At 65.4% G+C, this 17617-nt stretch carries 17 protein-coding genes and 1 pseudogene; 9 read left to right on the top strand and 9 right to left on the bottom strand.

What is annotated here, in order from left to right; genetic code table 11:
- Nucleotides 1-19 precede the first annotated feature (19 nt).
- Nucleotides 20-418, top strand: coding sequence for a hypothetical protein (locus BTO20_RS40035; protein ID WP_198344194.1), 399 nt, complete (start codon nucleotides 20-22; stop codon nucleotides 416-418).
- Here the strand turns inward: BTO20_RS40035 and BTO20_RS36220 are convergent.
- Together BTO20_RS36220 and BTO20_RS36215 are read right to left on the bottom strand one after the other, a co-directional pair.
- The gene (locus BTO20_RS36220; protein ID WP_087081266.1) at nucleotides 415-1161 is read right to left on the bottom strand and encodes an alpha/beta fold hydrolase; all 747 of its coding nucleotides are present in this window, start codon (nucleotides 1159-1161) and stop codon (nucleotides 415-417) included. The two genes, BTO20_RS40035 and BTO20_RS36220, sit on opposite strands and share 4 nt — an antisense overlap.
- A complete protein-coding gene (locus BTO20_RS36215; protein ID WP_087081264.1) occupies nucleotides 1158-2384 on the bottom strand; it encodes an FAD-dependent oxidoreductase in 1227 nt (408 codons plus the stop codon). Before BTO20_RS36215 ends, BTO20_RS36220 begins: the two co-directional genes overlap by 4 nt.
- A gap of 92 nt (nucleotides 2385-2476) precedes the next feature.
- Here BTO20_RS36215 and BTO20_RS36210 point away from each other — a divergent pair, with 92 nt between their 5' ends.
- From BTO20_RS36210 to BTO20_RS36185, 6 genes are all read left to right on the top strand, one after another.
- The gene (locus BTO20_RS36210) at nucleotides 2477-2929 is read left to right on the top strand and encodes a MarR family winged helix-turn-helix transcriptional regulator (protein WP_232490973.1); all 453 of its coding nucleotides are present in this window, start codon (nucleotides 2477-2479) and stop codon (nucleotides 2927-2929) included.
- A 110-nt stretch (nucleotides 2930-3039) separates the two neighbouring features.
- Nucleotides 3040-5277 carry an NADP-dependent isocitrate dehydrogenase gene (locus tag BTO20_RS36205; protein ID WP_087081260.1) on the top strand — a complete coding sequence of 746 codons (2238 nt, stop codon included), beginning with the start codon at nucleotides 3040-3042 and terminating at the stop codon, nucleotides 5275-5277.
- 109 nt (nucleotides 5278-5386) lie between these two features.
- Nucleotides 5387-6841: a DUF3375 domain-containing protein gene (locus BTO20_RS36200; protein ID WP_087081258.1), complete on the top strand. Its 1455-nt coding sequence runs from the start codon at nucleotides 5387-5389 to the stop codon at nucleotides 6839-6841.
- Nucleotides 6842-6869: 28 nt separating this feature from the next.
- Nucleotides 6870-7541: a DUF4194 domain-containing protein gene (locus tag BTO20_RS36195; RefSeq protein ID WP_087081255.1), complete on the top strand. Its 672-nt coding sequence runs from the start codon at nucleotides 6870-6872 to the stop codon at nucleotides 7539-7541.
- Nucleotides 7525-10905: an ATP-binding protein gene (locus BTO20_RS36190; protein ID WP_087083193.1), complete on the top strand. Its 3381-nt coding sequence runs from the start codon at nucleotides 7525-7527 to the stop codon at nucleotides 10903-10905. Before BTO20_RS36195 ends, BTO20_RS36190 begins: the two co-directional genes overlap by 17 nt.
- Nucleotides 10906-10971: 66 nt before the next feature.
- On the top strand, nucleotides 10972-12249 hold the full coding sequence (locus BTO20_RS36185) for an HNH endonuclease signature motif containing protein (RefSeq protein WP_087081253.1): 1278 nt from the start codon (nucleotides 10972-10974) through the stop codon (nucleotides 12247-12249).
- A 300-nt stretch (nucleotides 12250-12549) separates the two neighbouring features.
- Here BTO20_RS36185 and BTO20_RS36180 read toward each other — a convergent pair whose 3' ends face one another.
- From BTO20_RS36180 to BTO20_RS36160, 5 genes are all read right to left on the bottom strand, one after another.
- A complete protein-coding gene (locus BTO20_RS36180) occupies nucleotides 12550-13218 on the bottom strand; it encodes a class I SAM-dependent methyltransferase (protein WP_087081251.1) in 669 nt (222 codons plus the stop codon).
- Nucleotides 13219-13240: 22 nt separating this feature from the next.
- Nucleotides 13241-13657 carry an EVE domain-containing protein gene (locus BTO20_RS36175; RefSeq protein WP_087081248.1) on the bottom strand — a complete coding sequence of 139 codons (417 nt, stop codon included), beginning with the start codon at nucleotides 13655-13657 and terminating at the stop codon, nucleotides 13241-13243.
- Between the two features lie 36 nt (nucleotides 13658-13693).
- Nucleotides 13694-14458 (bottom strand): 4,5-DOPA-extradiol-dioxygenase, encoded by a 765-nt coding sequence (gene ygiD, locus BTO20_RS36170; protein ID WP_087083191.1) that lies wholly within the window; start codon nucleotides 14456-14458, stop codon nucleotides 13694-13696.
- Nucleotides 14459-14555: 97 nt separating this feature from the next.
- Entirely contained in the window at nucleotides 14556-14879 is a 324-nt protein-coding gene (locus BTO20_RS36165) for a WhiB family transcriptional regulator (protein WP_087081246.1), read from the bottom strand.
- Between the two features lie 129 nt (nucleotides 14880-15008).
- Nucleotides 15009-15260 carry a cupin domain-containing protein gene (locus BTO20_RS36160; protein ID WP_232491303.1) on the bottom strand — a complete coding sequence of 84 codons (252 nt, stop codon included), beginning with the start codon at nucleotides 15258-15260 and terminating at the stop codon, nucleotides 15009-15011.
- A 40-nt stretch (nucleotides 15261-15300) separates the two neighbouring features.
- Here BTO20_RS36160 and BTO20_RS40030 point away from each other — a divergent pair, with 40 nt between their 5' ends.
- On the top strand, nucleotides 15301-15561 hold the full coding sequence (locus BTO20_RS40030) for a hypothetical protein (protein ID WP_198344617.1): 261 nt from the start codon (nucleotides 15301-15303) through the stop codon (nucleotides 15559-15561).
- 106 nt (nucleotides 15562-15667) lie between these two features.
- Here the strand turns inward: BTO20_RS40030 and BTO20_RS36155 are convergent, their stop codons facing one another.
- Nucleotides 15668-16255 carry a TetR/AcrR family transcriptional regulator gene (locus BTO20_RS36155; RefSeq protein WP_087081244.1) on the bottom strand — a complete coding sequence of 196 codons (588 nt, stop codon included), beginning with the start codon at nucleotides 16253-16255 and terminating at the stop codon, nucleotides 15668-15670.
- A 55-nt stretch (nucleotides 16256-16310) separates the two neighbouring features.
- Entirely contained in the window at nucleotides 16311-17324 is a 1014-nt protein-coding gene (locus BTO20_RS36150) for a BCCT family transporter (protein ID WP_232490972.1), read from the bottom strand.
- A gap of 181 nt (nucleotides 17325-17505) precedes the next feature.
- Here BTO20_RS36150 and BTO20_RS40855 point away from each other — a divergent pair.
- A pseudogene (locus BTO20_RS40855) lies at nucleotides 17506-17568 on the top strand (hypothetical protein); the annotation flags it as partial.
- Nucleotides 17569-17617 lie beyond the last annotated feature (49 nt).

Below are 17617 nucleotides of genomic sequence, written 5' to 3'. Positions count from 1 at the left end.
TTTTCAGGGAGGTCCGCCCATGTCCCAACCCGGTTATCCGCAGCAACAGCCTGGCTATCCCCAGCAGCAGCCCGGCTATCCGGCGCCGTCAGGTCAGCCGCAGTACCCGCCCCCGCCGGCCGAGCCGCTCTTCCAGGTCTCGGCGATGACCCACATCGGCGCACTCGTGTTCTGGTTCAACCAGACCCGCCACGTCACGGGTACCTACGCCCAGTGCGACGCGGCGTTGCGCAGCGCGCTGACACAAAACCTGTTGCTGGGGTGGTGGAGCTTCCTGTCGATCCTGGTTATGAACTGGATTGCCTTGGCCCACAACATGAATGCGCGCCGCAAACTTCGTAAGGACGCGCAGCAGGCGGAGGCCTACGCCCAGTGGTGGTACCAGTACATCGCGCCGACCGTCCCGCCCGGCCGCTAGTCGAGTGACTCCCAGAAACCGCTGAGGGCGGCGGCGCCGCGCGCCGGATCCTGCACCATCCACCAATGCCCCAGGCCCTCGAGGACCGCGGTCTCGGCGCCGGCCCGCGTGGCCGCCCGCCGCCGCACAGCCTCGGAGCCGATATAGGGATCGTCGGTCGCCAGCAGCGACAGGCCCGGGCGCGCCCGAGCACTCTCCAGCGTCTGGCCGGCCTCGGCCATCGCCGGTTGGCGCGCCGAGCGGTACAGCGCCAGGATCGCCTTGCCCATGTCCGCGCCCTGAACCGCGGCGATCTGCGCGGCGATGTCGACGGGTATGCCCAGCGCGGCCATCTGGGTCGCGCGGTCCTCCACGGTGCCGCCGAGCATGGCGTCGACGGCCTGTTCGCCCGCGTCGGGCGTCTGCCACACCTGGGCCAGGTCGTGCCAGACGTACTCGGGGTCGAACAGTCCGACGACATCGCTGGCCCAACTGCGCACCAGTTCGGGCCGGTGCATCACCGCATTGAGCACATGGCCGCCGCCCCAGTCGTGCCCGACGAGGTCGATCGGGCCGTCGATCACCTCCAGCTGTGCCTCGAGCCAGTCGCGGTACTCGAGGTACGTTGCGGTGAACCCGTCGGGCAACGGAGCGCCGAACCCGGGTGGGGACAAGCGGATCACGTCGTCGCGCCCGAGCGCAGCCACGAGCGGATCCCACAGTGCGTCGGACTCCGGATTGCCGTGCACCAGAACCACTGTCATAGCGTCATCCTCGCCGCTGAGACGGGAGATCTCATCGGTTCGGCGAAATCGATGTGGTGGCCCTGCAGCCAGGCCATCGACCGGCCGCCGTTGCGTTCCATGCGTCTGAACACGACAGGCAGGAGCGCGTCGCGGATCTTGCGCGCAACCGGACCCGCGGCCTTGGAGTTCGCTGATCGGGCACCGTATTTGACGATCCGCTCCACGCGGGCGCGGCGAGCCGATTCGAAGAGGGCGAAGGCCGCGCTGATATTGCGAGTGTCGCGCAGGCATTTCGCGAGGATGACGGCGTCCTCGAGCGACATGGCGGCCCCCTGCCCGGCCGACGGCGCGGCCGCGTGGGCAGCATCGCCGATCACGATCATCCGCTCGTTGGACCAGCGCTCAACGACGGGCATGTCGTAGGTCGCCCATCCGAACAGCGGTCCTGGAGCGGCATCGATGATCCGGGGTGCGGGGCCGACGTCACCGTCCATCAACTCGTGTAACCATGTGCGCCACTGGTTATCTGGCAGTCCGGAGAGAACACCGTCCGCAGGTTCGCGGGCCATCGGCGGGTTCGCGAACCACACCGTGCCGCCATCGGGCGTGGCCATCCACGCGAAGAAACAGCGGGTACCGAATTGCATGCGGAATTCGCGGGGCGGCACGTCGACCGGGAAACCGGGGATGTAGCCGCCGATGTTGAGCACCGGCACATAGCGTGGCGCCACCGCCGCGGGGTCGATGAGGGTGCGGACCCGGGAGTGAATGCCGTCGCAGCCGATCAACAGATCCCCGGTGGCGTGGTCGCCGTCGGCGAAATGAGCCTCGACCCCGCGCGGCGTCGTATGGGCGTCGATGAGTTCCTTCCCGGTCGCGACCTGGACACCGTGTTGGGCGGCGACGCGGGTCAGCGTGCGGTAGAGCTCGTCGCGCTGCATCATCTGCGACAGCTGACCGTCGGCCCGCGGACCTGCGAGCGGCATACGGCCGAGGTACCTTCCCGTGCCGTTGACGAAGCTGATGGTCTCCAGGTCGAACCCCAGCGCTTCGACCGGTTCGGCGATGCCCAGCGCGCGCAGTGCGTCCATGCCGTTGGCCTGAAACGTCAACCACGATCCGCCGCGGCGCTCGATCGACGGCTGCCGTTCGAACAGCGTTGCGTCGATGCCGATGCGCTGCAGGGCGATCGCGAGGACCGGGCCGGCGACGCCGGCGCCGATCACCAGTGCGCGTGTCATGTCGAAATCCCCTCCCCGACCGCGACAGTGAAGTATCTTGATAGTCAAGCGAAAATTAGTATGGAAGTCGAGTTACTTGATTGTCAAGACGAGTGGAAGCCGAAGAGGCACTGTCGAATGCGATCGCGCGCTATCAGGCCGCCGTCGATGACTTCGACCGCGAAACCGCGCGGGTGCTCGGTGTCAACGAAACCGACTTGCGCTGTCTGGAGATCCTCATCCGGGAGGAGAGCGAGGCGACGCCGCGGATGCTGGCCGACCGGCTGGGCCTGACCACCGGCAGTGTGACGACGATGCTCGACCGGTTGGAGAAACTCGACTACGTCACCCGAACGGCACATCCTGGCGATCGGCGCAAGGTGATCGTCACCGCCACCGACAGCGCGAGGCGGCGGGCCTACGCGCTCATCGATCCGCTGATCGCCGACGGCACCCGGCTGCTACGCGACTACACCGTCGACCAGCTCCAGCTGGTCATCCAATTCCTCACCCGTACCGCCGATTTACAGGATCGGCATATCGAGCGGCTGCGCGCCGACGGTTAACTGGGACCGCTGGGCACATGAACACGACACGCATAGCCGCCCGTAGTGTCGTGTTCGACGGAATACTGATAAGCCGCCGTGACATCGTGACGCCAGGAGATGCTAAAGAAATGAGCTCCGACAAGCCGACCATCATCTACACGCTCACCGACGAGGCGCCGCTGCTCGCGACGTATGCGTTTCTGCCCGTCATCCGTGCCTTCACCGACCCGGCCGGCATCAACGTCGAGACCAGCGACATCTCGGTGGCGGCTCGCATCCTGGCCGAGTTCGGTGACTACCTGACCGAGGACCAGCGCGTCCCGGACAACCTGGCCGAGCTGGGCAAACTGACGCAGCTTCCGGACACCAACATCATCAAGCTGCCCAACATCAGTGCCTCGGTCCCGCAGCTGGTGGCTGCCATCAAGGAACTGCAGGAGAAGGGCTACGCCGTCCCGGACTACCCCGGCGAGGCGAAGACCGACGACGAGAAGGCCATCAAGGACCGCTACGCCAAGGTGCTCGGCAGCGCGGTCAACCCGGTGCTGCGTGAAGGCAACTCCGACCGCCGCGCACCCAAGGCCGTCAAGGAGTATGCCCGCAAGCACCCGCACAGCATGGGCAAGTGGTCGCAGGCGTCGCGGACCCACGTGGCCACCATGAAGGAAGGCGACTTCTACCACGGTGAGAAGTCGCTGACGCTCGACAAGGCGCGCAAGGTGCGTATGGAGCTGGTGACCGGTGACGGCGAGACCATCGTCTTCAAGCCCGAGGTTGCGCTCGACGCCGGCGACGTCATCGACAGCATGTACATGAGCGTCAAGGCCCTGCGCGATTTCTACGAAGAGCAGATGGAAGACGCCTACAAGACGGGCGTGATGTTCTCGCTGCACGTCAAAGCGACCATGATGAAGGTCAGCCACCCGATCGTGTTCGGCCACGCCGTCAAGATCTTCTACAAGGAAGCCTTCGCCAAGCACGGCAAGTTGTTCGACGAGCTGGGCGTCAACGTCAACAACGGCCTGTCGGACCTCTACGCCAAGATCGAGTCGCTGCCCGCCTCGCAGCACGAAGAGATCATCCGCGACCTGCACGCCTGCCACGAGCATCGGCCCGAGCTGGCCATGGTCGACTCGGCCAAGGGCATCTCGAACTTCCACTCGCCCAGCGATGTGATCGTCGACGCGTCGATGCCGGCGATGATCCGGCTCGGCGGCAAGATGTACGGCGCCGACGGCCGCACCAAGGACACCAAGGCCGTCAACCCGGAGTCGACGTTCTCCCGGATCTACCAGGAGATGATCAACTTCTGTAAGACGCACGGCCAGTTCGATCCGACGACGATGGGCACCGTCCCCAACGTCGGTCTGATGGCGCAGAAGGCCGAGGAGTACGGCAGCCACGACAAGACGTTCGAGATTCCCGAGGACGGCGTCGCCAACATCGTCGACAACGAGACCGGCGAGGTGCTGCTGAGCCAGAACGTCGAGGCTGGCGACATCTGGCGCATGCCGATCGTCAAGGACGCGCCCATCCAGGACTGGGTCAAGCTGGCCGTCAACCGGGCCCGGATCTCGGGCATGCCGGTGGTGTTCTGGCTGGACCAGGAGCGTCCGCACGAGGCCGAGCTGCGCAAGAAGGTCAACCTGTACCTGAAGGACCACGACACCGAGGGCCTCGACATTCAGATCATGTCGCAGGAACGCGCGATGCGGCACACCATCGAGCGGGCGATGCGTGGTCAGGACACCATCGCCGCGACCGGCAACATCCTGCGTGACTACCTCACCGACCTGTTCCCGATCCTGGAGCTGGGCACCAGCGCCAAGATGCTCTCCATCGTGCCGCTGATGGCCGGTGGCGGGCTCTACGAGACGGGAGCCGGCGGCTCGGCGCCCAAGCACGTGCACCAGCTCGTGGAGGAGAACCACCTGCGCTGGGATTCGCTCGGTGAGTTCCTCGCACTGGGCGCCAGCCTGGAGGATCTGGGCAACAAGTCCGGCAACAAGAAGGCCGCGATCCTCGCCAAGACGCTCGACGCTGCGACCGGCAAGCTGCTGGACAACAACAAGGGCCCGTCGCGCAAGACCGGTGAGCTCGACAACCGCGGCAGCCAGTTCTACCTGGCGATGTACTGGGCGGAGGAGCTCGCGTCCCAGACCGACGATCCGGAGCTGGCCAAGCACTTCGCCCCGCTGGCCAAGGCGCTGGCCGAGAACGAGGACACCATCATCTCCGAGCTCGCCGCAGTGCAGGGCAAGCCGGTCGACATCGGTGGCTACTACGCCGCCGACCCGGACAAGACCAGCGCGGTGATGCGGCCCAGCGAGACGTTCAACTCGACCCTGGAAGCCGCAGCGGAGTAGGGCTGGCGGCCGGCACAGGCCTGACCTGGGCGACCCCAACCCGATTTCACCCGATGTCGGTGCCGTGGCCTATCTTGGACCGTCTGGCGAACGACATGGGGGAAATCAGGTGGAGGACAACGCGGCGCTGTCGGCCGCCGAGTTACTCGAACTCAACCGTGAAGTTCAGGGCTCGCGCGCAGTCCGGCTCTTGGCCACCCTCAACCTCGGCGTGTACGCGACGCTGATGGAACGTCACCTCTCGGGTGGCACGGTGGCCGAGACCGACCTGGTGGTGCGTCTCGAGCGTGACCTCGCCGCACTCGGCGACTCGGAGCAGTCCGGGTTGGCCCTCATCAAGAGCTGGGCCAGCCAGGGCTGGCTGCACCGGGTGGCCGACACGCGGGCCGGTCACGAGCGCAACGTCTGCTACCTGACCCAGGACGCGCGCCGAGCGTTGGACTTCGTGCGTGGCGTGCGCCGCAACGACACCATCGCGACCGGTGGATCGATCAACGGCATCGCGTCGCGGCTCAAGCAGGTGGCGGTGCGCGTCGGCAACGACCCTGACCGGATCCGGGCCGGCATCGAGGCGGAGATCGCGGCCCTGCACGCCGAGCTCGATGAGCTCGACGCCGGATTGCGGCCGGATCCCGATGTCACCGCCATGTACGACGAGGCGCGCGCCATCGCGATGCAGATGGAACGCCTGATCACCGACATCGGCCTCTACGGCAGCATGATCGAGCAGGCCACCGCCGCACTCGACGATCCGATCGACAGCAACGCCGACTACCGCGACCGGCAACGTCGGATGTACGCCGACTACCAGGAGGCGTGGGATTCAGCGGGCCGGGACTCGCACCGCGCGTTCCTGCGGATGATCAACGATCCGCAGCAGCGCGCCGAGTTCGAGGCCGACATCGCCACCGTCGCGGCGACGCTGCCCGAGCTGGACCCGGCGCTGCGCAAGGTGATGGCGAGCTTCTTCGAGTTGGTCGGGCACCAGATCGACGAGGTGGAACGTATCCAGCAGCGCTGCGCTCAGCGAGTCAAGCGGTTCACCGCTTTCGGCACTCTCGAGCAGAGCCGCGGGGTGGCGCGGCAGCTCAACGACGCCATCGGTGCCGCCCGCGCGCTGCTGAAGGTGTCGCTGACGGATTCACGCCTGGACCTTGACGTGCCGCTGGCCCGGCACACCATCAGCTCGATCGGCGCACTGAGCTTCCGAATCAACGACCTGTCCGCGCCCAAGCCCGCGCAGGTCGCTGACGGTGAGGTGGACCTGTCGACGTTCGCCGCGCTGACGACCCAGGTCGACGCACCGGCGATGTCGGAGATGATCAACACCGCGCTGCGCCAAGCCCCGGTGTCGCTGCCGGACGCGGTGGGCATGCTCGATTCGGCGTACCTCGGTCACGTCATCGTGCTGTGGTCGTGGGCGCTCAAGCAGCCGCGGTCGGCCGGAGATTCGCAGACCCCCGCGTCCACCACGGTCAGATTCCAATCCCTGGACGGCAGGGACCGCGAAATGGAGGTACCGCACCTCGTGTTCACCGAACCGATTCTGGGGGCCGCATCGTGACCCGGCGAGAAGCGCAGGCGGATCGCGCATGAGTGATTCACCGATCGATTTCGCGTCACTGCCGGAGGTCGACCGCAACGGCCGGGCCTCGCAGCAGCGTCGCCCCCGCTTCGACGGCGACGTCAGCGCCATGCCGGACCGGGCCTGCTGGGCCCTGCAGCACCTGTTGACGCGGCGCTACATCAGCAGCGAATCCGACACCGACGTCTACAGCTGGGTCAAGGAGTACCGCTCCGACCTGGCCGTGCGGCTGTCCGAACTCGACCTGCAGTTGCGCATCGTCGACGACATCGGGATCGCCTTCATCGAACAGGCCCGCTACGAATCCGCCAAGGGCATCAAGCTGTTACGCCGCGAACCGCTCGGCACCTACGATTCGATCCTCGCGCTGCACCTGGCGCAGATGATGCGTGCGGGTGGCGACCAGAGCTTCCTGATCACCCGGGACGAGATCCACGGCCTGTTCTCCGGCGTGCTCAACGACACCGACCGCGACACCGTCACGTTCACCGCACGGATCGATGCGGCCATCGCCCGGCTTGCGGGCCTCGACATCCTGCGCAAGACCCGCGACGACGAGGACAGCTACACCGTCAGCCCCGTCATCAGCGCCATCATGACGGCGTCGGTGATCACCGAACTGCAGCAGCAGTTCGAAGCTCTGCTGAATGGGAGTGGTGACGATGCCGTCCGCGACTGAACAGTTCCACCTGTCCCGGCTGCAGATCATCAACTGGGGGGTGTTCGACGGCTACCACTCGATCCCGTTCAGCGCGGGCGGCTCGCTGATCGCTGGTGCCTCCGGCAGCGGTAAATCCTCACTGCTGGACGCTATTTCGCTCGGCTTCCTGCCGTTCAACCGACGCAACTTCAACGCCTCCGGTGACAACACCGCGGCGGGGTCCAGCGCCGGCAGGCGCACCGTCGACAAGTATGTGCGCGGCGCGTGGGGGCAGCGCAGCGACGGCGGCGCCAGCCAGGTGATGTACCTGCGCGGTGACGGGACCACCTGGTCTGCAGTCGGTGTGACATACCGCAGCAACACCGGGCGCACCATCACCGGCCTGGTGCTCAAGTGGCTTACCGGGGAATCCCGCTCCGACTCGTCGAGCCGGTATGTCCTGGGCGAGGGTGATCTCGATATCGAAGACGTCTGCAACCGTTGGGCCGCAGGGCGTTTCGACACGGGCGTGTTCAAGGGTATCCGGGGCGAGCGCAGCGACGGGAAAGGTGACGGCTGGAAGTTCACCACCAAGGTGGAATCGCAGTACCTGGCTCAGCTGTACGCGGCCATCGGGATCCGCGCATCCGACGCCGCACAGCAGCTGCTCGGCAAGGCCAAGTCGCTGAAAAGCGTTGGCGGGCTTGAACAATTCGTACGTGAGTTCATGCTCGACGAGCCCGACAGCCTGGCCCGGCTGCCCGAGGCGCTCAAGCAGATCGACCCGCTGGTGGAGGCCCGCGAGCTGCTGGCCGTCGCGCAGCGCAAGCGCAAGATCCTCGGCGACATCGAGGCCATCCAGATCCGCTACGCCTCGGAATCCTCCGACCTGGGCATCATCGATCTGGTGGACCAACCGTTGGTGCGGGCTTACACCGACCATGTGCGGCTCAAGCAGTGCCCGGCCCAGATCGAAACCCTGGACGCCGACGTCACCCAGCTGGACAACGAGCACGCCGATCTGACCAGGCAGCTCAATCTGGCCAAGGCCGAAGGGGATTCGCTCAACGCGCAGATCAACGGCGCCAGCACCAACGTCGGCCCGCTGCAGGCGCAGGTGGCCGCCGCGGAAGCGCAGGCCGAAGAGGTCTCGCGGCGGCGCGCGGCCTACGAGGAGCTGGTGGGCGCGCAGGGCATCGAGCCGCCCGAGTCTGCCGACGAGTTCTGGAATCTGCGTGAGGAATTGACCCGGCAGGCCACCGAGATGCTCGGCAAGCTGGAATGGGGCCGCGACGCGTCGACCGATGCCGAGTACGCCCAGAAGTCGGCGCGCATCGTCCGCGACAACGCCGCCAAGGAGCTCAAGCGGGTCGAGCACGTAGGTTCGGCGCTGCCCGAGTCGGCCGTCGCCATGCGCGAAAACATCTGCAGCGCAGTCGGTATCGACCCGGCCGAGCTCCCATACGTCGCCGAACTGCTGGACCTGCGCCCCGAGGAAGCGCGCTGGCGGCTGGCAGTCGAAAAGGTGCTTCGGCCGGTCGGTCTGCGGCTGCTGGTGCCCGATCAGCACTATGCCAAGGTGCTGAGGTTCGTCAACGAGACCAACATGCGCGGCAGGCTCGCGCTGCATCACGTCCGGGTCACCGCCACGGGTCGTGTCGCGGAGCCGAATACGTTGGCGGGCAAGCTGTTCGTCGTCGACCCTGCGCATCCCTGCGCGGCCGAGGCAGCCGACGTGATCGCCGCCGCCGGTGACCACATCTGCGTCGACACTCCCGATGTGTTCTCCCGGTTCCGTCGCGCGGTGACCGACGCCGGCCTGTACAAGGATTCCGACCGGTTGGCCATCAAGGACGATCGTCGGCCGATCAAGCCGTCGGAGTACATCTACCAGGGCGACATCGCGGCCAAGCTGGACGCGTTGACCGCCGAGCTGACCGAAGCCGAAAACGCCTTCCAGCAGGCACGCCACGCCGCAGATGAGATCGCGCGCCAACGGCAACAGTGGCGTGATCAGGCCGCGGCCTGCAAGGCGATCTACGAGCAGTATCCGCAGTGGAGCCAGATCGACACCGAGACCGCCGACGGTCACGCCGACCGGCTGCGCGAACAGTACGAGCTGCTGCTGGCCGACAATCCCGACATCGAGGCGCTCAGCGCGCGGGCCGAGGAGATCTGGAGTGACATCCAGACCCTGATGACCCGGCGCGGCGCCATCCAGACGCGTCGCGACGAGCTGGACAGGCGTCGCACCCGCCTGCTGGAACTGCAGGACCGGCTCGCGCCCGCCGCGGTGTCCGAACCCATCAGTGAGCTGCTGCACCGCTACGCCGCCGAGATTCCCGTGGAACTCGAGCTGCTCAACCCCGAGCCGCACCGCGATGCGTTGTTCAACGCGATCCGCCGCGAACGTGACCAGCTGACCGAAAGCCGCAGGCGTTCATACGACGAACTGGCCCGCATCATAACCACTTTCGATACCTCGTTCCCCGACGCGATTCCGAACGACTCCGACGACTTCGACGAGCGCGTGCACGACTACGTCGCGGTGTGCCGCCACATCGACGAGCGCGAACTGCCCGACGCCTACGAGCGGATGATGCGGCTCATCACCGAGCAGGCGCCCGACGCGATCCTGACCCTGCACCGGGTGGCCGAACAGGAGACCCGCCGGATCAGCGACCAGATCGCCCGAGTGAACACCGGGCTGGGCGCCGTCGAATTCAACCGCGGCACAAGGCTGACACTGCGGGCCACCCCGCGCAGCCTGGCTGCGGTCTCGGAGCTGACCGACATCGTCAAGGCCATCTCGCGGCGCATCGCCGAGGTTGGCCTCGGTGACAAGAAGGCCATCCTGGATCAGTACGCCGACATTCTACGGCTGCGAAACCGGTTGGCCAGCAACACACCTGAGGACCGGGCCTGGACCCGGGATGCGCTCGACGTGCGCAACCGATTCGCGTTCGACTGCGCGGAATGGGATGTGCGCAGCGACGAATTGATCCGCACGCACAGCAACGCCGGCGACAACTCCGGCGGCGAGCAGGAGAAACTGATGGCGTTCTGCCTGGCCGGCGCCCTGAGCTTCAACCTGGCCAGCCCCGACAGCGGCGACAACACCCCGGTTTTCGCGCAGCTGATGCTGGACGAGGCGTTCTCGAAGTCCGATCCGCAGTTCGCCTCACAGGCGCTGGAAGCGTTCCGCAAATTCGGTTTCCAGCTGGTGATCGTGGCCACCGTGCAGAACGCGACCACGATCCAGCCCTACATCGACGGCGTGGTGATGGTGTCCAAGACCGAAGCGACCGGTCGCAACGCGCGACCCGTCGCCACCGTGGTCACCAAGACCATCAGCGATTTCAGCGCTCTGCGCCGTGATCTGAAGGTGCCCGAGCCGGTCTGATGTTGGCGCTGGGGTCGTCGAGTTGCAGCGTCCCGAACGTGTCGGTGACCGCTGCAATAATGAGTTATGCCGTCGGGTGCAACACCTTTCGACGCTGACGCGGTGAGTCCCGCGCAGCGGTTAGAGGTGTTGTTGGAGGAGTTGGCCGAGCTGGTCGGGCAACGCAACACGATCGACGGACGCATCGTCGACATCGTCGCCGAACTGGAGCGCGACGAGTTGTGTGGTGCCACCGGTGCTCGCTCGATCGCGGCGTTGGTGGCCTGGAAAACCGGTGTCACCCCCAACAACGCCGACACGGTGGTGGCGGTCGCGCGACGGGCCGAGGACTTCCCGCTCTGTGTCGAGGGCCTGCGGGAGGGCCGGTTGTCGCTGGATCAGGTGGGGGTGATCGCCGGCGGTGCGGCCGACGGCTCCGATGCGCACTACGCCGAGCTGGCTGCGGTCGCCACAGTGACCCAGTTGCCTACCGCGGTCAAGCTGGAACCGCGCCCCGAACCCGAACCCACCCCGGAAGCCGAGCCGGAACCCAAACGCTCGTTCCGCAAAGAGGTCCACGCCGACTCCACGACCTACCGGATCACCCTGCCGCGCGATGAGGCAGCGACCGTCGATGCGGCGATGCAGTCGCATCACGACGCCCTGATCGCGGCGTGGAAACGCGACCACGAGGATGGGGACCAGGCCTCAGAGCATGCGCCGCCGTTCCCGAACACCGTGGATGCCTTCATGGGCCTGGTCGAGTCGGGCTGGGACGCCGACGTGGCAGCCCGCCCGCACGGGCAACACACCACCGTCGTCGTACATGTCGACCTCGACCGCGATGGGGAGAAGCCGGTTGCTGCCTTGCATCTGGGGCCGGTGCTGTCCGATGAGGAGCGGCGCTACCTGACCTGCGACGCGACGTGCGAGGTGTGGTTCGAACGCCATGGGCAACCGATCGGGGCGGGGCGTAGCGCCCGCACCGTCAACCGCCGCCTGCGCCGCGCCTTGGAGCATCGCGATCGCTGCTGTGCGGTGCCCGGCTGCGGCGCTACCCGGGGACTACACGCCCATCACATTCGGCATTGGGAAGACGGCGGGCCCACCGAACTCGACAATCTCGTGATGCTCTGTCCTTACCACCATCGGTTGCACCACAAGGGCGGCATCACCATCACCGGCCCCGCCCACCAACTCACGGTCACCGACGCCACGGGCCGGGAACTCCATCCCGGCTCGCTGGCGCGGCCACCGACCACACCGCCACCCGATGTTCCGCCCTATCGCGGGCCGACCGGCGAACGCGCCGATTGGTGGTGGTACACACCCTTCCAACCGGAACCACCACCATCGCCCAACTAGGTGAGTGACCCGGCGGGTCGGATAACACTGGCCGCCAGCCGAATTCGCCTATGGTGGGGCCGGTCGACCCGAGGTTTTCGAGCCAAGGGCGGATGGCGGTGCACGCCAACAGCACGCGATCACGATGGGGTCGGGGCCTACCTTTCCGTGCCGCTCTGCCGTCGCAGCTGAACCGTCCCCTGTGCGCGCACACCAGCGTTCGATTCCGCGGTGTGCCGCCGTGACCTACCTCGGTGGAATTCGCGTGGTACGTGCCGAAATTCGCTCCGACGTCGGAGCTCCCTAATTAAGCGGCAGGCACTACGCCGGTTTGACGCCGACGGTGATCAGGTCGGAGATCGGCGTCCAGATCGGCCGGCGGACCCGGTGCTGGTCGGCAACGGTGAACCCGGCGCCCGCGAACAGAGCCAGCAATTCCGATTCGGACGGGTTGTGCGCGGGGCTCCACACCGCCGCGGAGAGTGCCTGCAACACCGGAATCGGTTGGCGCGGACTGATGGTCGTCACCGCGACGATACCGCCCGGGGCCAGCACGCGGTGGAATTCCGCCAGCGCGGCGGGCTGGTCGAAGAAGTGGAACGCCGACGTGGTCACTACGGCGTCGAGGAATCCGTCCTCGAACGGCAGTTCCTCGGCGGGGGCCGACATCCACCGCACCCGGTCGGACCGTTTGCGGGCCTGCGCCAGCATGCCCTCGGACATGTCGATGCCGTACACCTCGTCGGGCAGCAACTCCCGCTGGATGCGGTCAGCCAGGATGCCGGTGCCGCATGCGATGTCGGCGATCCGCGCACGCGAGGAGCACGAATCATCGTCAGTCGATCCACGCTGCCGCAGCTGGGCGATGACCTCGTCCTGTGCGGGCCGGTAGACCCACCGCTGCAGGCACCGCTGGTCGTAGGCCGGGGCGGCGAAGCTCCAGAATCGGGTGACGGTGTCGTTGAATCCGCGGCGCTGCGTCGTTGTCACCGGTCCGAGTGTAGGCGCGCGATCACGGCGGGCTCATCGCCGAGCGGATGACCTCGAAATCGTGCTGATCGATCGCGAACACGCCGAACCGGAACCGATATCCCCAGCGCTTCTTGTCTTCCACGAAGTCGAGGTGGTCGATCAGCGGCCGGATCGGGGCTTCCTCACATGCTTGGAAATCCATCGCGCGGCGCCACGGGCGGAAGTCCGGGGCCACCTCGGCTTGATACGGCTCGTCGTCGCTGACCTGGCCGATCGCGGTGAACGCCTGCAGCGGTGGCCCGTCGGGGAATGTGGTCCTCGGTGAATAGAAGATGATCCAGTCCCCGCGCACCATCTTGCGCAGCATGTGCGGCTTGCCATGGTTGGCCTGGGTGAAGCCGCCGGCCACCCCGCGTGCGACGTGGTCACGGCTGACCGTGTTGATCCAGTACGTCATGACGGCACGCTACGGCGGGCCACCGACAGATCGGGCTCAGCGCAGCGTGTAAGCCGTCATGGACAAGGACCCGAAGGTGTAGCCATTGATCAGTACCCCTGCGGAAGTGGTTGCGGTGCAGGCAAGTCCGGCGAAATACAGGAACGGGATGAAGTGGTCGGGGGTGGGCACGGCCAGCGGATAGTCGCGGTGGGCGTCGAGGGTGAGGATGTCGGCGGGGGAGTCGAGCACCTGCTCGCGCGCGGCGTCGTCGAAACGCTGCGCCCAGTCGTAGCCGTCGTCGGGACGTGCGGCGTCCATCCCGGCCAGGTTGTGCACGATGTTGCCGCTGGCCAGCACCAGCACGCCGCGTTCGCGCAGTGCGGCGAGCTTGGCTCCGAGCTGCAGGTGATAGTCGGCGGGTTCATTGGCGTTGATGGACAACTGCACCACCGGGATCGACGCGTCGGGGAAGGCGTGCACCAGCACCGACCACGTCCCGTGGTCGATGCCCCAGCTGTCCACGTCGGCGCCCACCCAGGTGGGATGCACGGTGTCGCTGATCTCCTCGGCCAACTCCGGCAGGCCGGGCGCCGGATACTGCACGTCGAACAGCTCACGCGGAAATCCGTAGAAGTCGTGGATGGTGCGTGGCCTGGGCATCGCGGTGACCGCGGTGGCATTGATGTACCAGTGCGCGCTGACCACCAAGATGGCCCGTGGCCGGGGCACCGAGCGGCCGAATTCCCGCCAGGCTGCGGTGTACCGGTTGGATTCGATGGCGTTCATCGGGCTGCCGTGCCCGATGAACGCCGCTGGCATCACAGACCCCATCTGACCAGGCTAACGCCGCAGGCCGCTCAACCGTCCAACGTGTCGTAGCCGACCAGCTCGTGCAGCCGAATCAGTCGATGGCTGACTAGCGTTCCGGGTCGGGTACACCGGGAGCTCTACTGTCGCCGATGGCCGCGACGCTCCCCGCTAATGGCGCCCGTTCCGTCTCCGACAATCCACCCCATACACCGAATGGCTCAGCGATGGTCAGCGCGTGCTCGCGGCACTGCGCAAGCACCGGACAGTCCAGGCACAGCCGTTTGGCGCGTTCTTCTCGCACCCACCGGGCACGACCGCGCTCGCCATCCGGGGCAAAAAACACTGACGAATCAACACCTCGACAGCGCGCACGTAATTGCCATTCCCAATGGTCGCCATTGGGTCCGGGCAACTGCTGTGGCAGTCGCATGCCAGCTCCTCACGAACCTCAGCCGGAGCCTTCCAAGTGCCACGCCTCGCACGGTATGACGAAGGGGCCCGGTGCAGTTGGTGTCCTCGTTTACTTCGGGCGCGACGGCCTCTTGTCCTCGGCTCGAACTCAGATTTCGAAGTATCGGAACGAGTGGGACTCCAAACCGTCAGGGTTGGGTCCGTAGGTCGTTACCATCCGCGCGTAGACAGGCGCCCAATATCGCCCTGTGCGGTGGGGATTCACGCGAGCCGAGTCGCCGGGGCCCAGAATGACAGATTCACCGTCACACTCGATGTGGAGTTCGCCTTCCACAACGACGGCCGTCTCAGAGTGAGGATGGAAGTCCTCCCAACCGCATCGGTCCAGCTCCCACTCCATGAGTATGAAGTCATCCCACGCACCGACAGGGTCAGCGTTTATGAACCTGCACCGCAATCTGGGCCACTCGTTCTTCATGGGCTGCATGGTCTTTGCCGGCCAAGAATCGATTGCATTCCCCACCGGCAGCATCGACGGCTGGGCGGTCGATTTCGTCACATCTCTCCGTTCGTCAGAACATCTGCATGGCAGAAGTTCTGGTCAAAGTTTAGGAAGGTCATCTCAATGCGGAACGGCGCTCAATGAAGCGTCGAACCTGTCCGCCTTTCTGGTACAGACTTTGCAACAGCTACGCCGATGAGTGCCATTCCCTAGGCTCTCCGATACCGAACAGCTACCTCGGTGCCACTCACGGCGTGTATTTCGCAGGCGACCCCGCAGGACCGGTCCCGCCGTGGCCGTTGTCTTCAAACGCCGGCCTTGATCAACAATGCATCAACCATCGTGAAGAACATCGAGCTGAAATCGCTTGCGTTCGGGTCGGTCATGTATTGAAGGGCTGCCCCGTCGTAGATCATCAAGAAAGACCGCACGAGTGTCGTGAAGTCGATAAGGCACTGATCACCGTTGTTTTGGGCCGCGGCAGCGAAGGTATTTCCCAGCTCCACCACATAGGCGGGATAGATCTTCGCTGCCAGCGGACTTACCTCAGCGTTACGGGTTGCCCACAGAATGAGTTCGATCTCGGCGAGGAGGCTTGCAGGTTGTTCGGTCAAAGAACGCCAGTACTCTTCGGCCACTTGTTCCACGGCCTTACGGAGTCCCAGGTGAACCGAAATCCCGTGGGAGAAGAGGTTCAAGTTCTTCAACCACGCCTCGGCGGACGCGTCCATGAGTTCGCTCTTGTCGTCGAAGCAATAGTGCGCGGTGGCCAAGGGGGCGTTGGCCTCCTTGGCGATGGCCCGCATGGTCACCGACTGAACGCCTTTGCGTCTCATGAGTTCGAGGGTCGCTGAAATCAGCTGTCCTCGTCGTTCGTCTGCGGGCACCCGCATAGCCACCCCTCCAGGTACGAGACTGAGTCGGCCTCAAAACCTCACGTTCTGCTGATCAATGTGCAGGTTCAGTCAGCTCCTTGGGCCGGCGGGTCTGTTCGCGGGCCTGTGGTTGTGCCTGTTCCAGGTAGGTCAGGAAGCCCAGGTGACTTTCGTACCGGGCCAGGACGTCTTCGATCACTTGGTCGTGCGTCACGCCCATGAGGTCATAGCCTTTGGAGCCGGTCTGGGTGAAAACCTCCACCCGGTAGTAGGCATCGGTTTCAGGGAACATGCGCCCACCGAATACAGGAACGGGAGCTTCCACAGCCTGGACCTGATATACGAAGTCGCTGTGGTCCGGAATGCCGACCACCAATGTGTAACCGGGAATGTCTATCTCGGCGTTCGGCTCGATATCGAGGCTGGCTTGGTGGCCTTGCTCAATGAACTCCGCCACCAGTTCGGTCAGTGCGGGATGAACGGTGTCTTCCATAAACTGGGCGGCCTGTTTCTTGGACGGATAGGACCACATCCCGCGAAGCCTGTGCCGCCAGGTGTGGTCGGCCGTATGACCGTTGGTTACCGCCATGGACGACCGGCGCAGCACCCGGCCTTCAAGTTGGGCGCGCTCCACCCGCAGCGCTTTGGTGAAGGACGCCATGACAAGCCAGGCGATAATCGTCACGGGAAGGGCGAAGATGAGCGTGGCGTACTCCATGGTGGTCACGCCACCTGCCACCAGCATCGCGATGACCAGCAGCCCGGTGACGAGGGCCCAGAACACTCGCAGCCATTTTGGCCCGTCTTGCGACGGATCAGGAATGGTGGAAGAGAAGTTGGACATCATCATGGCACCGGAGTTGGCGCTGGTGATGTAGAACAGCACGCCCGCCAACGTGGCCAGACCGATCAGAATGGCTGCTCCGGGGAACGTCCCGAGCAACGCGTACCAGCCCTGTTGGGGGTTGTCCATGGCCAGTTGAGCGAACGCAGTGTTCCCTCCCAGGACCTCGTGCATAGCGCTGTTGCCGAAGATGCTCACGACCAAGAAGTCGCACAGCACCGGGACAGTGATCGCAGCAATCACGAACTCGCGCAGCTGATGGCGCTAAGTGAAAGTGCTCAGTCTCGCTAATTGAAAGTGCCCAGTTGGCAGCGGTGGTTCGGCGTGTCGTCGGACTGCTTGTCGGGGTTCTGCTCATCGTCAGCGGAGTTGTGTTTCCGCTGATGAATGGGAGGGCCGTCGTTTGCTGTCGCTGGAGGGTGATGTGGAAGCGCATGCGCTTCGGGAGCAGGGTTGGTCGATATCGGCGATCGCTCGCCATCTCGGGATCAATCGCCGAACCGTTCGGGCCTATCTGGCTGGGGAACGAGTACCCG

It is taken from the genome of Mycobacterium dioxanotrophicus, assembly GCF_002157835.1.
Classification (GTDB): domain Bacteria; phylum Actinomycetota; class Actinomycetes; order Mycobacteriales; family Mycobacteriaceae; genus Mycobacterium; species Mycobacterium dioxanotrophicus.
The sequence above is the reverse complement of the archived record's forward strand: the minus strand, read 5'-3'. Positions and strand labels throughout refer to the sequence as shown.

Bases quoted from the DNA above. Each gene is read 5' to 3' on its own strand.
- BTO20_RS40035 (WP_198344194.1), top strand. From the start codon at position 20: ATGTCCCAACCCGGTTATCCGCAGCAACAGCCTGGCTATCCCCAGCAG.
- BTO20_RS36220 (WP_087081266.1), bottom strand. From the start codon at position 1,161: ATGACAGTGGTTCTGGTGCACGGCAATCCGGAGTCCGACGCACTGTGG.
- BTO20_RS36215 (WP_087081264.1), bottom strand. From the start codon at position 2,384: ATGACACGCGCACTGGTGATCGGCGCCGGCGTCGCCGGCCCGGTCCTC.
- BTO20_RS36205 (WP_087081260.1), top strand. From the start codon at position 3,040: ATGAGCTCCGACAAGCCGACCATCATCTACACGCTCACCGACGAGGCG.
- BTO20_RS36195 (WP_087081255.1), top strand. From the start codon at position 6,870: ATGAGTGATTCACCGATCGATTTCGCGTCACTGCCGGAGGTCGACCGC.
- BTO20_RS36190 (WP_087083193.1), top strand. From the start codon at position 7,525: ATGCCGTCCGCGACTGAACAGTTCCACCTGTCCCGGCTGCAGATCATC.
- BTO20_RS36185 (WP_087081253.1), top strand. From the start codon at position 10,972: ATGCCGTCGGGTGCAACACCTTTCGACGCTGACGCGGTGAGTCCCGCG.
- BTO20_RS36175 (WP_087081248.1), bottom strand. From the start codon at position 13,657: ATGACGTACTGGATCAACACGGTCAGCCGTGACCACGTCGCACGCGGG.
- ygiD (WP_087083191.1), bottom strand. From the start codon at position 14,458: ATGCCAGCGGCGTTCATCGGGCACGGCAGCCCGATGAACGCCATCGAA.
- BTO20_RS36165 (WP_087081246.1), bottom strand. From the start codon at position 14,879: ATGCGACTGCCACAGCAGTTGCCCGGACCCAATGGCGACCATTGGGAA.
- BTO20_RS36160 (WP_232491303.1), bottom strand. From the start codon at position 15,260: ATGGAGTGGGAGCTGGACCGATGCGGTTGGGAGGACTTCCATCCTCAC.
- BTO20_RS40030 (WP_198344617.1), top strand. From the start codon at position 15,301: ATGAACCTGCACCGCAATCTGGGCCACTCGTTCTTCATGGGCTGCATG.
- BTO20_RS36155 (WP_087081244.1), bottom strand. From the start codon at position 16,255: ATGCGGGTGCCCGCAGACGAACGACGAGGACAGCTGATTTCAGCGACC.